This is a genomic window from Blastococcus sp. CT_GayMR16 (assembly GCF_004570875.1).
GTDB lineage: Bacteria > Actinomycetota > Actinomycetes > Mycobacteriales > Geodermatophilaceae > Blastococcus_B.
Window position 1 is genome coordinate 143,584 of the sequence record NZ_SPQK01000003.1, and the last position, 19,232, is coordinate 162,815.

A 19,232-nucleotide genomic window follows, 5' to 3' on the forward strand; every position below is an offset into this window, starting at 1 on the left:
TGGCCGGCTGAGTCGGCGCGTCGGCGGTTCGGCGAGTCGGCGAGTCGGCGAGTCGGCGAGTCGGCGGGTCGGCGCTACATGCGATGTCGCCACTCAAGGCGGAAGTTCACGTTCTGCGGATACTCTCCAACGGGGGCCGCGTCATCCGATACCCGACCGACGTACCAAAGTCCGCCATTTGTCGACTTGAGCGCACTTCCATGTTCCTCGTCCAGGAACCGCCGAACTTCCAGGTAGTCGGCTTCTGTCGCGCAATGAACGCGCAGCATTCCCTCGGCCCCAGCCTCGGTGGGCGGGTCAAAGGAGATAACGTCCACCCAGCAACCCGACTGCAGCATGTTGTTCCCAAACGCCATGCGCTGAGTTACCGAGTCCGGCGGCAGGTCCAGTTCAGTGACCGGCAACGTCACGACTGCGGGATATGTGGACGGATCGGCCGGCAGGGGATCGCCTAGCTGCAATCGGCGCGCACCGCCGTCGCCGCCGACGATTGTCACGGTGGCAGCGAGGTAGGCCAGGACTCCCTTGTACTCAGCCGGCGAGCTGGCGCGGATGGTCAACGTGCCTTGGCCGGAGTCGTTCAGGTCGAGGCTCACGAGGTCGAGGCGCACACCGTCTGGCATGGCTCACCCTCTCCGATCGCGTCTCAGTCGCGCCGTACTGGCGGCTCCAGCCACCCACCGCCGTCGTTACACCCCGAGCAGAACAGCTGCATGCTGCCGTCCTTGTAGACGCGGGCCTGGTTGGACGTGACGGTGGCTCCGCCTGCGTCGTCGCACGGGTGGTCCCACCGCCAGTCGCCGGTCACCACGCGGAACTCACCTTCGCTCACGCCGGACCACACTCCTCCGCTAGCACGCGGTGAGCCCCCGTGGCTGGCCGCTTCCGGAGCCTATGCCGGACCCCTGTCGGCGGCACCCGGCAGGACCGGCGGCCCGGCTGGACAAGTCCGCCGGACCGCTGGCCACGAGCTACTGCAGGCCCGCCTCTCGCAGCACGGCGGCGATGGAGCCGAGCGAGGCCCCACCCCGGATGCGAGACAACACAGACTGACCCCGGACCACGGTCGGCAACATCTCCGGCGTGATGCCCGTCCGCGTGCATTCGGCCGCTAGGTCACCGTCATGAGGACCTAGGCCAGCACTGATCCAACGGCGCTTGTCCTCTGGGTCGATCCAATTTCGGAGATAGCTGTCGATCGGCCGACGCCGCGGCGGTGGAAGGTGGGTCGGCCAAAAGGGCTCCGGTGCCCTTTCGGATGGCGACACCGTCATGCGGCGGCCAGATGCCGAACTTCGCTGGGCCAGCCGCTCGCGCAACTGTCGCGCCGTGACTGCCTCAACTGTGCTGCTCGCGGATTTCACGAACTCGCCCATCTCCCTGAGGTGGGTGAGGACGGTCCTGCTGTCGACCCCGAACTCTCGGGCCAACTCGTGGACTCTCGCTTTACCGGGCGTGATGAACTCCCTCGATTCGGCATGCAAGATCGGGACCGATCCCGCATTAGCAGATTACGACGCGGCTATGACAGAACCGAGCGGTCGACACGCGCGAGTCCCGGAGATGCACTGGGTTGCAGGAGGTCTAGATGGTCCCGACGGACCAGGCGCGTGAGCGTAAGGCCGTACGTCCCGACCGTTGGAAACCCGTACGGGATGCGGCCTGCTATGCGACCCGGTGAAATGGCAGCAGAACGTGAGCCCCCTCCCCCACCCCATCATCGATGAATCAGGAGATGAATCGTGAGCGCAACGCACTCCTCCGGTATCCGAGGCGCGAAGCCAGCGATACTCAATCCGATTCACCTCGCGCGAGGATTGCGCAATTATCCACCAGGAGCAACTCAATGCTGAGAGCGCAGCGCGCATCACGGCAGTTCCCCGACGGTGGCTCCGGAACCACTTCCAAACTGCGACCCGTGGGAAAACCTTGCCACGAGGCTAGCTGAGACCCGTCGGCGGGCTCACGGCGTAGGCAATGAACATCGTACTGTCGTAGAATCCGTTTCGGTGAAAATTGCCGCCACTAGTCATTGTAATGTTGGCTTCCGTCCGCTCCGAGACGTCCTGATTGTCCACCACCCAAGTGAGTTCGACCTGCGACCCGATCGCCTCGTCGACCTTGCGGTTCGCCTTACGCTTCAACTCAAGAGTCCAGGTGAGCGCGCGATCCTGTGGGTCGCGCCCGACGCACGTGAAGCGCACCGTGTCGCCCACTGACAAGCGAGTAGGTGGCCGTCGATCTTTCGTGACGTCGTTACCGAAACTATCGGTCACGGACTCAATCACCGGATACCATGCCGCGTCCGGACCTTGGGAGCTTCGGTATTGGGCCACGATATTGCCAATCTCCCCAGTCATGCCCGCCAGGAGTTGTTGCTCGAAGTACAGCAATTGCCGACCGTGCATCGGAGCGTTGCGGATGGCAGAAATCCGGTCGGAGTACACGGTCCACCGCTTCTTATCGCCCAGGATTTTGGCGAAACGCACCCAATGCTTGTCGATGATCTTTGCCAGCTGTAGGTGTTCGGTAAATGCCAGAAGGTCTTCTGATATGACGACCCCGCGCCGTCTCCCTCGCTCATACTCCTGCTTCTCGCGCAGCTTTTCCAGGTCAATACCGGCACCCTCGTGCCAGTCCTGACCGAGCACGGCGCGGATAAGCTCCCGGAGGACACCCTCGAAGCGATTGATCAAATCACCCGGGCTGTCTGTGCCGCCCGGAGTCTCAGCCATGGACGGAGGGTAGCGAGGCGGCCGTACGCCAGCCAGGTGTCTTCGTTGCACCAGTCACGGAGCGCCACGCATGCTTTAGTGGCTAGGTGTGGAGCGTCGTCTTGCCGGCCTGGGTGCCGCCGGAGACCAGGATGTTCAGCCCGGACGCGACCGCGGCCTCCAGGAAGCGGGCCGCCTGGGTGGTGATCGTCCCCAATGAGACGAGCTCGTCGAGGCTGTGCGCCTGCAGGACGAACTTGCGGATGTTGACCGCCATGTGGCGTCGCGTGATGTCCGGGATGACGCGCTCGCAGCCTCTTTGCGCAGGTCAGCGCAGGTATGCGACTCCCTCAGTCCGCACGGAGTCCGCAGATGATGCGAATGCCGCGTCGACAGCCGCACGGGTTCGGGTGTCCGCGTCGGGCCATAGGTGCGAGTAGGTCCGCAGGGTCTCTGTCTCGTCCGCGTGGCCAAGGACGTGCGCCACGGTCTTCACCGACTCCCCGTAGCGGATCAGCGCCGAGGCAGTGAAGTGCCGCAGGTCGTGGAACCGCGCGGTCGGGAGGCCGGCGCGCTTGCGGAGCGGCTGCCACACCGAGTTGTTGAAGGTGTTGGCCCAGATCGGACCGCCGGTGCGTGACCGGAAGACGAGGTCGTCCGGTCCGGCCGGGAACCCCGCCAGGTGCTCGGCCAGCGCCGAGGCGACAACGTCGGCCAGTGGCACCGTGCGGATACTGCCGCGGGTCTTCGGCGGTGCGAGCTTCGGCGGCGCTCCCGGCACGAGCGTCAGCTGCTCGACGACGTCCAGCTCCCGCTCGAGGAACCGGATCCTGTTCACCTTGAGGCCCAGTGCCTCGCCGAGCCGGAGGCCACAGCCGGCACCCAGGACGACGAGGGCGCGGTACCGGTCGGGCGCCGCGTCGACCAAGGCCGCGACCTGCTCGACCGTCAAGGGGACGATCTTCTCCCGGTGCGGCCGAGGGGGAACGGTGTCCCGGCACGGTGACTTGGCGAGGAACCCGTCTTCGACGGCGTCGGCGAAGATGCCGGCTAGCAGCGCCATCATCTGCCGGCTGGTGGTCGGCGACAGCTTCGCCTCGAGCCCGCGACGGAACGCGAGCACCTGAGTTCTCGTGACTGCCGACAGCCGCTTGTCCCCGAACGCAGGCAGCAGGTGATTTCGCAGATAGGAGTCGTAGGCCCGGCGGGACGAGTCCCGTAGCGGCTGGGCGGGCAGCCAAGTCTCGACATAGGCACGGAAGGTGCTCCGGCCCCTCTTCGGGTCGACCCAGTCACCGCGCACCAACGCCGCGGTCTGCTCATCGAGCCACCGCTGAGCGTCGACCTTGCGTTTGAAGTGGCGGGCATGCTCCTTGCCGTTCTCGTCCCGGTACCGCGGCCGGTATGTGCCGTCAGGCCGCCTCGCGATCGACGCCACCGCTCATCGCCTCCCTGGTCGTGAATCTGGCCATGGCCAGCGCAGTCTCGCCTGGCCTGCTGACCCGAACGCTGACACCGCGCACGGGACTTGTCTTCGGGCTCCCGCCTCCCTGGGGATTCACCGAGGCATCCCCAGGGAGGCGTCGCGATGTAGTCCCAGCAGTCGGACATCCTCGGGGCGCGGCGGTCGGACGCCATGCTGCGGTGGCGCCGACGGGGAGGCGGGTGTCCGGGTGGTGACAAGCTCGGGGTCGTGGAGGGCCCGCCAGTGGTCACGCTCTTTGGCTAGCTGGTCGGCCGGCTGGGTGAGGAGAGCCGGGTCGGCCGTCAGGCGCGCGATGCGGGCGCGGACGGTGGCCAGTTCTGCGCGGGTGCCGGTGATGTGCCGGTCCGTGTCGGCGAGCCGCTCCGCCGGGTCGAGGGTCCAGGAGAGGGATCCGAAGCGGGCGAGCCGGTTCTCATGCTGACGGCGGGCGTCGGCGAGCGCGGCCCCGGCGTGCCGGTGGGCCTGCTGGGCGGTGGCTGCGGTCGCGCGCAACTGAGCGTGCTCCGGGCGGACGTGTTCGGTGTCGTGGCGGGCGTAGGAGTCGAAGGCGGTCCACAGCCGCGGTCGGTCGTCGGACCGGTCAGCCAGGCTGGCGATCTGCTGCGGGTCGGTGGGCATGGCCGGCAGGTAGGGCCGCCAGGCGTCCGCCCAGTCGATCAGTTGCTCGCCGGCTCGGTGCACCGCCGCCCGCCGAAGCTTGAGCCGGCCGGGACCGTCGAGCACGACCCGCGCGGCATCGCGGGCGGGGACACGCCCGCTGTCCCAGCTGTCGAGCAGCGTGTCGCGGATCCGGTCGATCTCGGCGGTGACGGCCGCGCCGCTGGCGTCGGCCCGCGCCGCGGCGTGGCGGGCGTCGATCCCCGTCTGCCGGTACCGGGCTTCCAGCGCGGTGAGCTGGCGGGCGTGGGCGGACTCGAGCGCGACGACCTCGCGCAGCGCGTCCCGGCGCGGCAAGTCGGAGGCGAGCCGATCCAGGCAGCGTTGCTCGGCCGTCCACGCGGAGTCCAGGTCGGCGAGCGCCTGCTCCAGCGGTCGGGGCCTGGCGTAGCGGGCGGCCTCGGCGGCCGCAAGTTCGGCGGCGTGTGCCGGGCCGAGATCGGCGCGGTCGCGGGCGAAGACCGCGAGCCACTGCTCCTGCGCCTCGGCCGGGTCGGTCGCGACGAGGTGGGCGGTGTTTGCGGTACGGCCGCGGGTCATCCCGACGTAGGCCGCGGCCGCGCCGGTGTCCTCGCCGACCACCAGGTGGGCGGCGGTCACGGTGTCGCCTTGGGTGCCGTGCGCGGTGGATGCGTAGGCAAGTTCCACGTGCGCGGTGACGTAGTGGGCGGGCAGCAGCCGCGCCCCTGTCCCGGCCGGGGTGACGTCGGGGGTGACGGCGGAGGTGACAGCGACGAACGCGCCGCCGGCGGGGGTGACATGCGGTGTGCCGTCGGGGGTGACCAGCAGCCCGCCGTCGGCGTCGACGCCGATGACCGCCCACACGTCGCGGTTGGCGACCTGCAGGTCGCGGTCGTTGCGGCGGGTCGCGATCCGGTCGCCGACGCCGATCCGCTCCCCCGCCCCGGTGACGACCACGCGTCGGTCGTCGACCCGGCCATCGGTGACCAGGCGGTCCCGGACGGCGGCGCTGAGGGCGGCAGCCTGCTCACGGGTGGCGACCACCACGGCCACCCGCTCGCCCCCGGTGTAGCCGTCGGCCGCGCCGGCGGCGAGCGCCTCCCGCAGCGCCTGCCCGTCGGGGTGCAGCCGGATCTGCCCGCGGGCCAGCAGCGCGTCGAACACCGCCCCGGGGTTGGTGCCGGCGCGCATCGCCAGGGTCAGCTCGGCGTACCCGGTGTCCGGTGCCGTGCGGCCGGCGGCGTCGGTGCAGGTGAAGCGGTGCACGCCGACCAGTGTCAGGTGCCCGGCCGGGTCGACCTGAGCCGCGGCGAGGTCCAGGACGCCACCGCGACCGACCGCCGCGAGCTGATGCCGGTCACCGAGCAGGGCGACGCGCACCCCGCACTCGTCGGCGACCGTCAGCAGGGCCCGGGCGGTGTCCTGATCCAGCATGCCCGCCTCGTCCACGACCAGCAGATCACCCGGACGCAGCCCCGTCCCCTCCCCCGGGCCTGCGTAGAAACCTCCTGTGGTGGGGCAGACGTCCCCGATACCGAGCCGGGCCCAGGCGCCGTCGTCGTTCCAGCGCCAGCCGTGCGCGAAGGCCAGCCGGGCCGCCGACCCGGCGACCGCGCCGACCTCCGCGGCGGCCACCTTGGCCGCCTTCAGCGTCGGGGTCACGACCACCAGCCGGCGACCCTGCTCGGCCAGCACGGTCCTGGTGGCGGCCAGCGTGGTGGTCTTGCCCGCGCCGGCCGCGCCCTCGATCACCACCAGGGCCCGCCGGCCGGCGAGCGCGGCGACCGCCGCCGCCTGTCCCGGGTCCAGCCGGGTGGCACCGGCTGCGATGTCGACCGGCGGTGTCCGGTCGGGGCCCGACACGTCGCCCGAGCGATCGGTGGCGCGGGAAGCCAGCCGGGCGGTGAGGTCGGCCTCGACGGCGAGCACCGGTGTGGAGGTCCAGGCCCGGATGTGCTCGGGCACCCCGCCGCGGTCCAGCAGCGGCACGCACCGGTCCATCGCGCGGGCGGTGACGTCTTCGGCGAGCTCGATGCGCACCGCCGGGTCGGTGACGATGCCGGCGGCGGCGAGCAGCTGTTCGACCTCCCCGCGCACGTCGGCGGCGTTCCACGCCGAGCGGGCGGCGGCCAGCCGGGCCAGCACCCGCTCCACCACCTGCTCCCGGTCCAGGCCGCCGACCGGGGTGGGTGTGAGGCCGATGGGAACACTCCGGTCGCGGTAGCCCAGGGCGACCAGCTCGGCCAGCCACCGTGCCGTGAGATCCTCCCCGGGCTGTGGCAGCACCTTGTCCGGGCGGCCCGCTGCCCACGCTCTGGAGTCCCAGGAGTGGCGTAACGCCGGGCCGGGGGATTCGCCGGGATGCGCCGCGGTCCATTCTCGTTCGTAGGTGTCGATGTTCCGGGCGATCTGCGCGGTCCGCGCGCTGAAGGCGCCCACGAAATTCGCGAGCTGCCGTATCTCGCCATCACCGTTAAATGCATATCCGTGGGCGGCGAGCGCGGCCCGGAATTGCGGGTCGCAGGCGACCGCGGCGTGCCCGATACCGTTGATTGCGGCGAGTGAATCGCGGACGCCGACGGTGTGCAGGCCGCGCCATTTCCCGGCGGCGAACACCCGGGCGTTGATCTGCAGGTGCAGATGGCGGTGCGGATCCCCGGCCCGCGACGTGTAGTGGGCCACCGTCACCGCCTCGGCCACCTCGACCGGCACCTGCACCTGCCCGCCCCGCGGACCGACCCGGGTGGTGGCGTGCTGCCCGAGCCAGCCGAGAATCTGCTCGGCCGCCCGGGCCTGGGCCGAGTCATACGCGGTCGCGATGTCCGGATGCAGCGCGGCCGCCAGCGACCACGTCTTCGGGCCGTTGACCACCACCTCGACGAACCGCACTGCATGCCCGTCGCCGCGCAGCTGCCCCCGCGGCTCCCCGGTGCCCGGGTCACAGCCGGCCACCCACGTCTCGTAGGCGTCGCCGGTCAGCGGCGCCAGCTCGGTCACCCGGCTCTCGGTGACGCTGAACCGGCGGGCGAGGCCGGCGCCCTCGGTGAGGTAGTAGTCATCCGCCCTGCCCCGGTCGGCCTCCACGTACTGCCGGGCAGCCGCCGGCGCGCCGGCGTAGATCTTCATTCCGCCATGCATTTTCAACGCCACCCGACAATGACCAACAAGTCACCCCTAGAAACGGCGATGGGCCCCGCGAAGCGGGGCCCGATCTACCTCCGAAGGTAGCATGCGTGCCGCTCTTTCGGGAGGACTTAAGGTTTCCCGGGAAAGGCTGGACTGGTGGGCGTAAGGACGTCGCCGGCGTCATGTCGTTGGTTGTCAACGGCGATTGTCGACTGAGAGCAGGCCGCCGCCTTCCGAGCCGCAGGTACGGATGACGATCGGCTCCGGGGTGCCCCGGCTCGGGTCGCCGGCCTCAGCGCTGAACTCGTGCCGGGTCACCCCGTGGGAGTCGATGCTGGCGAGCGGGTCGTCATGGACCGGCGGGCCGGCCTTGCCCGCCTTGCCGCGGCGGGGCTTGCCGAACGCGGCTCGGTGATCGCGACGCGGCCGACGACGACGCCGTCAGTGCGCACGTGCAGCGCGCCGAGTCTCGGGGAGGGATCGTCACCGGCCAGGGGGGCTGTCCACGCCGAGCTGCCAGGACACCAGTGCTTCCAGCGTGGTCATCACCGCGACGCCGCATCCGCAGACGCTCGCGGGCGCGGGATGGGCGGAGTACCGACACACGGCGGCCAGCTCGGCCTCGGGCCACGGCGTCCGGGCTATGGGCGCGACCAGCGGCACGGCTAGTGCCGGTCCACGCCGGGCGGGCGATGGCCGCCGCGCAGATGCCACACCCGCCAGCCGACGGAGGGGAAGGTCCGCTCGGCAACGAGAAGCAGGGGTGCGGCCCTCAACCGGAGGACACCAACCTGACGCCGGAGAGGAGCTGCACGTCATCGCCGCCGCCGCCCTCGACCTGAAATCCATGATGCGAGGCCGCCGGTGAGAAAATGCTGCGCGCCTCAAAGACGAAGAGGCGCGCCGCATCGCCTTTCAGGCCTATTGCAGCTGCAATCACTCGGAGTGTATGGATACGCGGTCGTGCCACTCGTCCACATTCGAGGCTGTTGATCGCCCGCAGGCTCAACCCAGCTCGATCCGCCACTTCGCGTTGGGTGAGGGCGGCGCGCTCGCGCCGGTCGCGGAGAAGTTCTCCCACAGTAAAAAATGGACCCACGGTGTCCCCCACTGCCGAAGGACGAAATTTTCCGGAGACCGAGACCTCGCGGTTTCGATGTCTGGGAGGAGAAGCTAGCGCGCTCTCTGGCGTTAGCACAAGATCCTAGCCGGACCTGAACGACACGATCCTGCAACGAAGCCTCCAGGACCCCTTACCAGGCCGTCTGCACTTTGTCTAGAGAAGATCCTCGGCAGTTTAAGCAACCGCCGCACGCACATGTACAGCATTTGATCGGATTTTATCGATAAGCATGTTGACCGCTGGCGATTACGCATTCCAACATGCTGCCGACCGGTTTCAAACTATCCAGGGCAGCAGAAGGTGGGTTCACGAGATGATCATTGGGCAGACGCGACGTCTAGCAGTTCTCATGGTAAGTATCCTCGCCATGCTGGGGTTGGTCCTTACCGCTCCAGCATGGGTAAACCCAGCATCGGCAGCTACAGCGGTCACCGTTAATGTGACTTGCACTTCGAATGGCGATGCAGCGTTTAATGCAGTCTACGAAGGGCAAAGGAATACGGCTTACAATGCATACTATAAGTACTCCTGGGTCTCGCCTAACGCAGGTGGCGGAAAGTTTGCGTGGACCTACTTCTCAAGAGTGGCTACGGGTTCCCAGGGACTAGGCAGCACAAACACTGTGTACCTGACCCTGGGCACTGCTGTGACCAAGGTAACCGTGGAGGTGAAAATCAACGGTGTTGTGGGTTCTGCGTCTGACACCTGCTGACCTCATGCACGCGCACTAACGTGTGTTGGCAGCCATTTCGCGAGATGACCGAGAGGGCCGGGTCCATCTCTTCAACTTTAGACCCTTCAACATTCCGGTAGCGCCGTCAGGCCCTCCGCAGTTCGTAGCGGGGGGCCTGACGGTGTACTGCTCAGATCGATTAGAGTCCGCGAACCTCTAACATCGGAAGGGCATTGTGCTCAAGCCCCCCTCTTTCGAACCTTCCGCATGCCGTTCGGAAAGTGATTTATCCGAGGTCGCGTCGGAACCGGTATACGCCTCTGGCGCCATCAAGGGTAGTTCTGAGACCAAGTTGCGAGCTTGGGCCTAGACCGTTTGAGACTTGATCGCAATAGCAGACCCGGCGAAGCTCGAAGGTGGGCCACACCAAGAATTCGCGCTGATCTAGCTGATAGCTCTGACTGCCGACCGTCAAGTCGTCGCTAGCGGCTAGCCGACCAGACCTTGACAAACTCGTCATGGCGCTAGGAAGATGACTTCTCCATCGACGGCAGAGGGTAGGGCTAGCGCACGCTTGACAAGTGCATTCCCTTAAGTCCCCCGCCGCCACTGGTTAGCGAAGGAGCATGCGTGAGTATTCACAGCTCTATTGAATCCTACCGTCAAGGAGTTCCCCTCCGAAGCTGGGGCCCTCAAGGCGCCGCTGATGCAGCGGTTGCTGAGTTGAACCTGAAGGCAGCTTCCGCAATAGAGGCGACACAGTCCCTTCTGAAAGGAGAGGCGCAGTCTAGCGAGAACACCAGCACTTTCGGGGCTGCCAATTTCTATGCGTTTCTTTCCGGGTATGAGCCGATATTCGTACTTGCAGGTCAGCCGCGGATCGTACCTGAAGTAGAAAACTTACTGACCCGCTTCTCAAAACACTTCGCGAGTCTGTCTCACTAGCCATCTATCGACGGCTCGTGCACCTTCTTCAGGGCGGCGGACAAGCGATCGACGCCAAGATACAGCTGTGAAGACGGTCTTGCGGGCCGCGTGAAGGATCGCCAACGGCGGGGCCTCGCGCGACCCCCGCCGCCGCCGCCGGCCGCATGAAGCAACCACCGCCTCGGCGTGGCCGCTCCCGCGGGTGCGGGAGCGGCCACGCCGGTCAGGTAGCGCCGGACGACGGATCGACGGTGGGCTGGTCAACGGCGTCGATGATCTGCTGTTCGATCTGGGCCGGGGGTGTAGCCGCACGAGACCAGGAACCGCAGCCAGCGGGCGTCGCCGGTGCCGGGGTTACGCCAGGACTGGCGGTGCAGCCCGGACTCGATGGCGCCGGCGACGTGGGCCAGCAGCGCCACCGTGAGCCGGGTGTCGGGCAGCTGTTCGCCGCTGGTCAGGGTGGGCGCGGGCTTGTCCTGGGTGGTCCACCACTGGCCGGGGGCGTCGATGCCGAGGTCGGCGGCGGCAGTCCTGGGCTCGGTTGGGTTGCCCGGACAGCCACCGGGACAGCGCCCGGGGGTCGGTGGCCAGTGTTTCGACCGTGAACCGCAGCGCCGCCTTGGGCGCGGTCTTGCGCTGCAGTAGGCCCTTGATCCACTCGCGGCGGGTCTCATTCGCCGCCGCCATCGCCTTGTTGTTCTCGATGGTGGCCCGCCGTTCGGCGGCGGCGGCCTCGCGTTCGGCTTCGCTGGGTTCCTCGGCTGCTGCGCCGGTGGGTAGGGCGGTGGCCGTCCAGCGGTCGCGGTGGCCGTTACCGGCCTGGGTCGGTGCACACCTCCATGGCTTGTGGCCCCTGCCAGCCGCTGGTGTTCACGTAGACCGCCGAGCCGGGGCAGCCGGCGTGGCCGTCGGCGGTCAGCGGCCTGCCGTCGTGGGTGAGGTCGGCCAGCCGGGTAGCGGCGCGGCCGGCGTCCTCGTCCAGGACGGTTCGCCCGGCGGCGGCCAGCTCCGCCAGCAGGGCGGCTGCCTGTTCGGCTTCGGCTCGGGCCTGCTTGGCGCGGGTCAGTGCGTGGGCGAACCGCCCGGGCCCCTCCCCCGCTGCCGCGATGAGGGCAGCGGTGGTGTCGGGGTCGTCGGCGTAGACGGCGACGGCGACGGCGGCGGCCTGGTCCAGGGTCAGCCCGGCACCGGCGACGGCGGCGGCGGTGTCGCCGTCCAGTCGGGCGACCCCGGCGGCCTTGGCGACCCGCTTGCGGCCGAGCCCGGTCGACTTGGCCACCCTGGCCAGGGGCACGCCGAGGTCGAGCATTGCCTGCACCCCGCGGGCCGCTCGCCCCTGCCGGTCCGATTGCTGCTCGTTGTGCTGCTGGTGCTGGTCATCTGGACCCTCCCGGAACTGGAGCCGAAGCCGGTACGGGAGGAGCTGCGGAACAGGTGTCCTGCCACCCATTCCCCCGGCCCGTCCGGCACAGAGCTCTGCTCAGGGGCCGGGAGCGACGGCGGGGGACGACCGGACCAAGACTGCTTCCGCAGCGCAGCGCCCGGAGGGCGGAAGGATCTTGGTCCGGTCGGGAGGAGACGGCGCGGGAGGCCCTACGCTGAGCTGCCGGACGGGTCGGGGGACCAGCAAGGACAGCCCGCCGCAGGCGGACCTTGACGACGGCGCAGCCGGCGCCGCGCGCAGCGTGGCCCGAAGGGTGTTCCTGGCCTGCCTCACCGGCCGCGGCGCGCGGACGTCAGCGGCGCGTCCACCGGTCAGGGAGCCTCGATCGCCCGACACGTCGCGCAGGTCCCTGGCGGACCGGTCACGGGCTCCGCCGTCTCGCCGTGCCCCGGGTGCGGTGTCCAGCGCCATGAGTTGAGCGTGGCCAGGTCAGCGCCGCCCCAGGGAGTCTGTCCGGATGTTGTGGACAGAAGCCGTTGTCCACACGGACCACTTGCGTGCGAGCGCCCCGATGCTCACGGCCTGCATCGGCTGACTGGAGGACAACAGGAGGACAACTGGAGGAACCCCCAGGTCAGCAGCGGACCTCCAGTTGTCCTCCAGTCCCTGAGCGAGAACGGGTCCTCGGCTGTCGTCGGCCTACCGGAGAACGTGCCGAACCCCAGCCGCAGGACCGGGGGCCGTCCACCGGCTGTCCCGGCGCCGATCCCCGGCGTCGGCGGATGAAGGGCCCCTGGCTGGCAGGTGACGTGCCAGAGGCGACCGCGACAGGAGAACAACCGGAGACGTCCGAGAAAGCTGGCTGTGAAGTGTCACCAACGGGCCCGAAATGGCGCCTTCTGTGGTGAAGGCACCGCCCAGCACCGACGATCCTCCGGGAGCCCAGTCATGCCCGACCCCACCGCCGAGCGCGAGCCCGAGCTGCTCACCATCACCGAGGCCGCCGATGTGCTCCGCGCGCCCGTCGCCACCCTCCGGTACTGGCGACACCTCGGCACCGGCCCGAACAGCTTCCGACTCGGCCGGCGCGTCCTCTACCGCCGCGCCGACCTGCGCACCTGGATCGACGCACAGGCAGACCAGCCCCCGCACCGATAGCCCCGCGCCTCCGGAGAGCGGCTGGACGGGCACGGGGCCGCTTCGGATTCCGGGCACACGGCGAGGCCCTGTGTCCACCCCCGCCCGTGGACACCGACGGCCATCCACAGACGCCGAACAGGACCCGCTCCGGCAGCGCCGGAACGGCGACGCTGCCCACACGCACCGAGAGGAGGAGCGATGGGATGGATGGGCCCGGTCGTGGACGGCCAGGAGCACGAGGGTTGGGTGGTGCCGCTGTTCGCCGACGGCGCGCAGGGCGCCGGCACCAGCAGCGCCCGCGGTCTGCTGATAGCCCGCCGACCCGACGACGAGCCGCGCAACGGCGACCGGGTGCGGCTGACCTACCGCGACGGCTCCACCGCCGAGGGCCTCTGGTCCGACGGCACGGTTCTCCGCGGCGATGGGATCGTGCACTCCCACAGCAGCGGTCAGGTCCGTCTCGAGGTGATCGACCAGGCGGAGCAGTGGCGCCCGGACGCCGCGGTCGTCGGCTGGGCCGCCGGCTGCACCTGCGGCTGGCGCGGCACCCCCTGGACCCGCGTCCCACCGGAGCTGGCCGACCCCGCGGCGCGGCGGCTCGCCACCGCCGGCCCGTGGGCCGACCTGGAGGCCGCCGACGAGAACCGGGTGCGGCAGGAATGGCGCCGACACATCGCCGGATGGCAAGCCCTCAAGGAGGTAGAACAGGCCGCCGCCCGGCAGGCCGCCGCCGACCGCGCGCTGGACGAGGCGGTCCGCGCCGCGGTCGCGGCCGGGGCCTCGTGGGCCGACATCGGCCGGGTCACCGGCCTGACGGCCCGGTCGGCCACCCAGCGGTGGTCGGTTCGTGACTGAGCGACCGACCGGCCACCCCGGACCGAGCGGCGGAACCCCGGTAGGGCAGCGCACCGTGCTCGTCGTCGACCTCGACGGCGAGCCGCTGGCGCCGCTGCGCGCCCTGGAGGAGATCCTGCTGTGCCTGGGCACGTGGGAGGACGACGACCGGCGGGATCCGGGTACCGGCACGGAGCCGCTGCGGGTGCCGGCGCCACTGGCCGACCGGGCCGCCCTCGCCGCCGTGCAGCGCCTGCTCACCGCCCTGGCGCCCACCCAGTCCCAGGAATCAGGGTGCGGCCGGCTGCTCGCCCCGGACGGCCGCTACGAGCACGCGCCGATGACCGCACTGACCCTGCCCACCGCCGACATCGACCTCCTCGCCGCCACCGCCGCCGCCCTCGGCCACCCCCTCGGCCACCCCCGGCTGGACGCCGACATCGCCGAGCTGGTCGCCGCCCACGCCGCACAGCTCCCCGGCGGCTACCGCCGGGCCGACCGCACCGAGCTCGTCTCGCTCCTCAGGCGGCTGGCCGGCCTGCTCGACCTCGCCGCCACCGACGACACCCGCCTGCTCACCGCTCGGCTGCGGGTCACCCCGCCCGGGGCCGACTGTGTGCTCAGCGACGCCGAGGAAGCCGCCCACGCCCGCACCGCCGACCGCATGAACCACATCTGGGCGCACGGCTCCGGCATCGACCGCTACCTCTACTGACCCCGCCCCGGCCGCGGCCCGGGACCGCTGCTGTAATCATCCTCGCCCGTCGCTTCACGGACGGCGCCGTCAGCCGCAGGACGTGGATGGCGCGGGCCACTGGCGCAGGAAGTTCGACTGGCAGCACGCCTGAGGCAGCCGAGGGGCCGGCACCGCGGGAAGGTCGTCCCGGAGCGAAAGCCATGCCCATCTCACGGTGCTACCCGACGGGATCATCGGCGAGCGCGCTCGCCGAACCGCCCGCCGTGCGTCTGTCCCGCGACGTCGGCGGTGTTGCACCCATCGCTGAGAGCGGCTCGCGCAGGTACTCGCGCATTCGAAGTCTCTGGCAAGCGCGCACTCCGCCGGGAAGAGAGGGACTGGCCCTCACACCTCGAGTAGCGGGAGCAGTTGTCCGGCTGGCCGTATGTCAGGCTGCCTGAGGCAGCGCCGCCCCTGGGGCAGCGCTGGGTGCGAGCGGTGAGGTCGGCCTCTGCTCCGGCGCCTCGCGGCAGGACCTCTCCCAGCCTTGGGAGATCAAAGCCAGGCGCGCCATCGCCTTGTCGAAGGAAAGCTGGATCTCCAACAGTCCGTCGGCCGCGACGTCGTCAGCGACATCGGTGTTCTTGGTGCCATCCAGAGTGGTCACAGGTCGCTTATCGGCAGCCAGCGCTCAGACTGTGACTGCGTTCGGGACATGTAGGGCGGATGCGCCGGGAATCCGTCGCTCGTGACCGCCGCGCGCACGCCCGGCTCTGCGGCCGTTGCTTAGCCTCGATCCACCTCCGCGGGCGCACGCTCGGCCGTGGTGGCGTCGACATGGTCAGTGGAGCGGTACTCACCCATGCCGCGCATGAGGAAGAACATGACCGCGAGCATCGCCAGGCAGGCAAGCAGCGGAACGCCGAATCCCAGGAGTGGGATCGTTCCGGACGGCAGCAGGAAGACGGCGAGCATGCCGGCGCCGGCGAGCGCGGCCATAAGCCACAGGTGCGAGCGGTGCTTCATGTGTCTCTCCTTCGAAAGCGGTTGGGCCGGCCGGCGGTGACCGCCGTGCCACCGGGTCGGTGCGAGCTGCCCGACCTCGGGGATCCGACGCTAGGGGGCCGTGGGTTAGCGCACGGTTCTTCACGGGTTCACATCCGGAAATGTCTGTCTTGCCGTCCGTTGACCATTGGTGGGCAGCGCCGTTAACCCGCAGTCATCGAGGCTGAGGTGGTCCGCAGAACAAGCTCACTGCCACCTCTGGAGATGCTCGTGACCAGCAGTTCTTCCGTCCGTCCCACGGCTGCCTCGTCGTCCGTGACGTCACGTCGGGTCGCGGCTGCCGCGATCGCCGCCGCCGGCATTTTGCACCTGGTCCTGGTGCCCGAGTACCTGGCAGAGGCGCCGCTGATCGGCGTCCTCTTTCTCGCTTCCGCGCCGTTGACCGGTTGGGCCGCCTGGCGGCTGTGGCGCCGGGAGGACCTGCCCGCTTGGCTGCTGGGTGCGGCCGTCTCCGCCGGGATGATCGGTGGGTTCCTGCTCAGCCGCACGGTCGGCTTCTTCGGCTACAGCTCCGCCGAATGGGCCGAGGGCATTCCGTCGTTGCTCGTCGAGGGCGTCTTCCTGGCCATCGCCGCCCGCCACGTGCCGAAGCTGCTGTCGCGGTCGCGGGCCACGAGCGCTTCCGTCTCGGCGGGTGGGCGCTGACCCGCGGCCGGCGTGTTCGAACCTACGATCCGCGCGTGACCCCGCGCATCCTCGTCGTGGAAGACGACCCGCTGATCGGGGCGAGCCTGCAGCGAGCCTTGGACGCCCATGGCTACTTCGCCGACTGGGTGACCGACGGGGCCGCGGCACTCGCCGCGGCCCGGTCGGCCCGGCCGTCACTGGTGCTGCTGGACCTCGGGCTGCCCGACACCGACGGAGTGGACCTCGCCCGCACCCTGCTCACCCTCGACCCCACGTTGCCGGTGGTGATGCTGACCGCCCGCACCGAGGAGGCCGACATGGTGACCGGGCTGCACGCCGGAGCGGTTGACTACGTCACGAAACCGTTCCGCCTGGCCGAGCTGCTGGCCCGGGTCCAGGCCCACCTGCGCACCGCCGAACGCCGCGAGTCGACCGCCCGCGTGATCACCGTCGGGGATCTGCGGCTCGACATCGGCGCCCGGCGGCTGTGGGTGGGCGGCGAGGAGGTCGAACTGCGAGCCAAGGAGTTCGACCTGCTGACACGGCTGGCCCGTGAACCCGGCCAGGTCGTCACCCGGCAGCAGCTGCTGACCGACGTGTGGGACGAGCACTGGTACGGATCGACCAAGACACTGGACGTGCACGTCGCCGGCCTGCGCCGCCGCCTGGGCGAGCGGCCGGGGGCACCGAGCCGGATCACCGCGCTGCGAGGCGTCGGCTACCGCCTCGAGCTGCCGTGACCCGCCGGATCGTGACCACCGTCCTGGTGGTCTGCACCCTGGCGGTCGCTCTGTTCTTCGTCCCGATGGCGCTGCTGGTGCGCGACCAGTACCGCCACACCGACCTGCTGGAGCTGCAGCGGCTGAACTTCGTCGCCGTCCGCCACGTACCCGACACCGCGGCCGACCGGGCCCGGTGGACCCCCGCGGACACCAACCCCGATCACCGCTACGCGCTCTATGACTCCTCCGGCCGGCGGATCACCGGGAACGGTCCCGTCACCGCGGACGCGGCCATCACCGAAGCGCTGCGGGGGGACGTGGCCGGCGGCGCGACCGACGACGAGATCGTGGCCGCGACACCGCTCGGCTCGGGTGCCCGGCCGACCGGTGCCCTGAGGATCGCCGAACCGCGGGAGGAGAGCACCGCGCGGACGGCGACCGCGATCGCCTGGATGTCCGCGCTGGCCGTGGCGGCCATCCTGTTCGCCGCCGGCGCCGGCTGGTGGCTGGTCCGACGGCTGCTTGGCCCAGTGCAGGCGCTGCGGGCGGCTGCGGACCGGCTCGGGCGGGGCGACTTCACCGTCGAAGTGCCCACGACCGCGCTGCAGGAGATCGATGACGTCGGTCGAGCACTGGCCGCCAGCGGCGCCCGGATCGGCCGGCTCGTCGAACGGGAACGGGCCTTCTCCGCCGACGCCTCCCACGAACTGCGCACGCCCGTGGCCGCGGTCCTCGTCGCGCTGGAGACCGAACTGCTCGCCCCCCGCCCCGACCGGCGCACCGTGCTGGTCGAGAGCATCGCCGCGCTCACCCGACTGGAGACCACCATCGAGGACCTGCTCCGCCTCGCCCGCGACAACCCCGGTGACCGTGAACCGGCCGACATCTGCGCACTCGCCAATGACATCGGTACCGACTGGCTGCCCCGATACGACGCCGCCCGGCGGCCGTTGCAGGTGTCGTGCCAGAACGCGCCGGCCGTGCCCGTCTCGGCGACCGCGGTGCGGCACATCCTCGACGTCCTGCTGGACAACGCGCTGCGCCACGGGGACGGAGCCGTATCCCTCGCCGCCGATGCCACGCCCGGCGGCGTGGCCATCACCGTCACCGACCAAGGGCCGGGCCCGCGTCAGCCCGAGACGCTGTTCACCCGACGCGATCCGCGCGCCGCCGGCACCGGCGTCGGCCTGGCCCTCGCCCGCTCACTCGCCGAGGCCGAGGGCGCACGCCTGCGGCTGCGCGCCGCCGCACCGACCACCTTTGAACTGCTCATCCCCCTCCGCCCGCAGGGCGGGACGACCGAGCCGAGCCCGGACCGACCGGACCAGGCCCGACCAACTTCGGGCCGGACACCAGCAGGACAGGAGAAGAACGCATGAGAGGGCACCAGGAAACGCACACCGGAGGACGCGCGGCATGGCTGCGCGCCGCGGTCCTCGGCGCCGACGACGGCATCGTCTCCACCGCAGCGCTCATGGCCGGGGTATCGGCCGCCGCCGGCTCAGCCGGGGCGGTGCTGACCGCCGGCCTCGCCGGGCTCGCCGCGGGCTCCATGTCCATGGCTGCCGGCGAATACGTCTCCGTCTCCTCCCAGCGCGACGCCGAACGCGCCGACGTGGCCAAGGAGCGGCAGGAACTCGCCGACGACCCCGACGCCGAGCTGGTCGAACTGACCCGCATCTACCAATCCCGCGGCCTGGAGCAGCCACTGGCCGAGCAGGTCGCGCGTGCCCTCACCGAGCAGGACGCGCTCGGCGCCCACCTGCGTGACGAACTCGGACATGCCGAGCAGACCGCAGCCAGGCCTGTTCAGGCGGCCGCCGTGTCCGCGCTCGCCTTCGCCCTCGGCGCGCTCGTTCCGGTCGTGGCCGCCCTCCTCAGCCCGACATCAGCCCGCCTCCCGGTACTGGTCGGAGCCACTCTGCTGGCGCTCGCCGTCCTCGGGAGTGTCGGCGCCCGCCTCGGTGGAGCCAGCCCGGCTCGTGGAGCGGCCAGGGTCCTGGTCGGGGGTGCGGCGGCCCTGCTGGTGACCGCCGCGATCGGGCGACTGGTCAGCATCTCGGGCCTCTGACCTACGTCCGGGGGAGAGTAATGGTGGAGAGCATCGCACCCTGGGA

At 70.1% G+C, this 19,232-nt stretch carries 19 protein-coding genes; 7 read left to right on the forward strand and 12 right to left on the reverse strand.

From position 1 onward, the window contains the following. Positions 1-74: 74 nt before the first annotated feature. The 10 genes from E4P38_RS05470 to E4P38_RS23400 all read right to left on the reverse strand — a co-directional run bounded on the left by E4P38_RS05470 (position 75) and on the right by E4P38_RS23400 (position 11,976). The gene (locus E4P38_RS05470) at positions 75-596 is read right to left on the reverse strand and encodes a hypothetical protein (RefSeq protein WP_135130763.1); all 522 of its coding nucleotides are present in this window, start codon (positions 594-596) and stop codon (positions 75-77) included. A gap of 50 nt (positions 597-646) precedes the next feature. Further along, on the reverse strand, positions 647-832 hold the full coding sequence (locus E4P38_RS05475; RefSeq protein WP_135130764.1) for a hypothetical protein: 186 nt from the start codon (positions 830-832) through the stop codon (positions 647-649). 139 nt (positions 833-971) lie between these two features. Beyond that, positions 972-1,484, reverse strand: a complete 513-nt coding sequence (locus E4P38_RS23390) for a translation initiation factor IF-2 N-terminal domain-containing protein (RefSeq protein WP_280791048.1) — start codon at positions 1,482-1,484, stop codon at positions 972-974. A gap of 456 nt (positions 1,485-1,940) precedes the next feature. Continuing rightward, a complete protein-coding gene (locus tag E4P38_RS05485) occupies positions 1,941-2,735 on the reverse strand; it encodes a hypothetical protein (RefSeq protein ID WP_135130765.1) in 795 nt (264 codons plus the stop codon). Positions 2,736-2,817: 82 nt separating this feature from the next. Further along, positions 2,818-3,015 (reverse strand): ATPase, T2SS/T4P/T4SS family, encoded by a 198-nt coding sequence (locus E4P38_RS05490; protein WP_348633780.1) that lies wholly within the window; start codon positions 3,013-3,015, stop codon positions 2,818-2,820. Between the two features lie 27 nt (positions 3,016-3,042). Continuing rightward, positions 3,043-4,152, reverse strand: a complete 1,110-nt coding sequence (locus E4P38_RS05495; RefSeq protein ID WP_135130766.1) for a site-specific integrase — start codon at positions 4,150-4,152, stop codon at positions 3,043-3,045. A gap of 120 nt (positions 4,153-4,272) precedes the next feature. Continuing rightward, positions 4,273-7,944 (reverse strand): MobF family relaxase, encoded by a 3,672-nt coding sequence (gene mobF, locus E4P38_RS05500; protein WP_135130767.1) that lies wholly within the window; start codon positions 7,942-7,944, stop codon positions 4,273-4,275. Positions 7,945-8,716: 772 nt separating this feature from the next. Beyond that, complete coding sequence (locus E4P38_RS05505) at positions 8,717-9,025, reverse strand: helix-turn-helix transcriptional regulator (RefSeq protein ID WP_167760454.1); 309 nt, start codon at positions 9,023-9,025, stop codon at positions 8,717-8,719. A gap of 1,902 nt (positions 9,026-10,927) precedes the next feature. Then, a complete protein-coding gene (locus E4P38_RS23395) occupies positions 10,928-11,086 on the reverse strand; it encodes a hypothetical protein (RefSeq protein ID WP_245160811.1) in 159 nt (52 codons plus the stop codon). A 392-nt stretch (positions 11,087-11,478) separates the two neighbouring features. Then, the gene (locus E4P38_RS23400; protein ID WP_245160812.1) at positions 11,479-11,976 is read right to left on the reverse strand and encodes a hypothetical protein; all 498 of its coding nucleotides are present in this window, start codon (positions 11,974-11,976) and stop codon (positions 11,479-11,481) included. Positions 11,977-12,999: 1,023 nt separating this feature from the next. On the opposite strand from E4P38_RS23400, the gene E4P38_RS05515 reads away from it, so the two are divergent. The 3 genes from E4P38_RS05515 to E4P38_RS05525 all read left to right on the forward strand — a co-directional run bounded on the left by E4P38_RS05515 (position 13,000) and on the right by E4P38_RS05525 (position 14,740). After that, positions 13,000-13,209, forward strand: a complete 210-nt coding sequence (locus tag E4P38_RS05515; RefSeq protein ID WP_135130769.1) for a helix-turn-helix domain-containing protein — start codon at positions 13,000-13,002, stop codon at positions 13,207-13,209. 180 nt (positions 13,210-13,389) lie between these two features. After that, positions 13,390-14,046, forward strand: a complete 657-nt coding sequence (locus E4P38_RS05520; protein ID WP_135130770.1) for a hypothetical protein — start codon at positions 13,390-13,392, stop codon at positions 14,044-14,046. Next, entirely contained in the window at positions 14,039-14,740 is a 702-nt protein-coding gene (locus E4P38_RS05525; protein WP_135130771.1) for a LuxR family transcriptional regulator, read from the forward strand. The genes E4P38_RS05520 and E4P38_RS05525 overlap by 8 nt, the downstream gene beginning before the upstream one ends. Positions 14,741-15,149: 409 nt before the next feature. Here E4P38_RS05525 and E4P38_RS05530 read toward each other — a convergent pair whose 3' ends face one another. Both E4P38_RS05530 and E4P38_RS05535 read right to left on the reverse strand, forming a co-directional pair. Continuing rightward, on the reverse strand, positions 15,150-15,368 hold the full coding sequence (locus tag E4P38_RS05530) for a hypothetical protein (RefSeq protein ID WP_135130772.1): 219 nt from the start codon (positions 15,366-15,368) through the stop codon (positions 15,150-15,152). A gap of 119 nt (positions 15,369-15,487) precedes the next feature. Beyond that, on the reverse strand, positions 15,488-15,727 hold the full coding sequence (locus E4P38_RS05535; RefSeq protein WP_135130773.1) for a hypothetical protein: 240 nt from the start codon (positions 15,725-15,727) through the stop codon (positions 15,488-15,490). Positions 15,728-15,976: 249 nt separating this feature from the next. Here E4P38_RS05535 and E4P38_RS23405 point away from each other — a divergent pair, with 249 nt between their 5' ends. Genes E4P38_RS23405 through E4P38_RS05550 form a run of 4 tightly spaced genes read left to right on the forward strand, consistent with a single transcriptional unit; the run spans position 15,977 to position 19,186 of the window. Further along, entirely contained in the window at positions 15,977-16,411 is a 435-nt protein-coding gene (locus E4P38_RS23405) for a hypothetical protein (RefSeq protein WP_245160813.1), read from the forward strand. Between the two features lie 35 nt (positions 16,412-16,446). Further along, positions 16,447-17,133, forward strand: coding sequence for a response regulator transcription factor (locus E4P38_RS05540; RefSeq protein WP_245160814.1), 687 nt, complete (start codon positions 16,447-16,449; stop codon positions 17,131-17,133). Next, positions 17,130-18,494, forward strand: a complete 1,365-nt coding sequence (locus E4P38_RS05545) for a HAMP domain-containing sensor histidine kinase (protein WP_135130775.1) — start codon at positions 17,130-17,132, stop codon at positions 18,492-18,494. Before E4P38_RS05540 ends, E4P38_RS05545 begins: the two co-directional genes overlap by 4 nt. Then, positions 18,491-19,186 (forward strand): VIT family protein, encoded by a 696-nt coding sequence (locus tag E4P38_RS05550; RefSeq protein WP_135130776.1) that lies wholly within the window; start codon positions 18,491-18,493, stop codon positions 19,184-19,186. Before E4P38_RS05545 ends, E4P38_RS05550 begins: the two co-directional genes overlap by 4 nt. Positions 19,187-19,232 lie beyond the last annotated feature (46 nt).

What these genes read in the sequence shown, in the direction of transcription:
- E4P38_RS05485 (WP_135130765.1), bottom strand. Translation starts at nt 2,735, where the DNA reads ATGGCTGAGACTCCGGGCGGCACAGACAGCCCGGGTGATTTGATCAAT.
- mobF (WP_135130767.1), bottom strand. Translation starts at nt 7,944, where the DNA reads ATGAAGATCTACGCCGGCGCGCCGGCGGCTGCCCGGCAGTACGTGGAG.
- E4P38_RS23400 (WP_245160812.1), bottom strand. Translation starts at nt 11,976, where the DNA reads ATGCTCGACCTCGGCGTGCCCCTGGCCAGGGTGGCCAAGTCGACCGGG.
- E4P38_RS05515 (WP_135130769.1), top strand. Translation starts at nt 13,000, where the DNA reads ATGCCCGACCCCACCGCCGAGCGCGAGCCCGAGCTGCTCACCATCACC.
- E4P38_RS05520 (WP_135130770.1), top strand. Translation starts at nt 13,390, where the DNA reads ATGGGATGGATGGGCCCGGTCGTGGACGGCCAGGAGCACGAGGGTTGG.
- E4P38_RS05535 (WP_135130773.1), bottom strand. Translation starts at nt 15,727, where the DNA reads ATGAAGCACCGCTCGCACCTGTGGCTTATGGCCGCGCTCGCCGGCGCC.
- E4P38_RS05550 (WP_135130776.1), top strand. Translation starts at nt 18,491, where the DNA reads ATGAGAGGGCACCAGGAAACGCACACCGGAGGACGCGCGGCATGGCTG.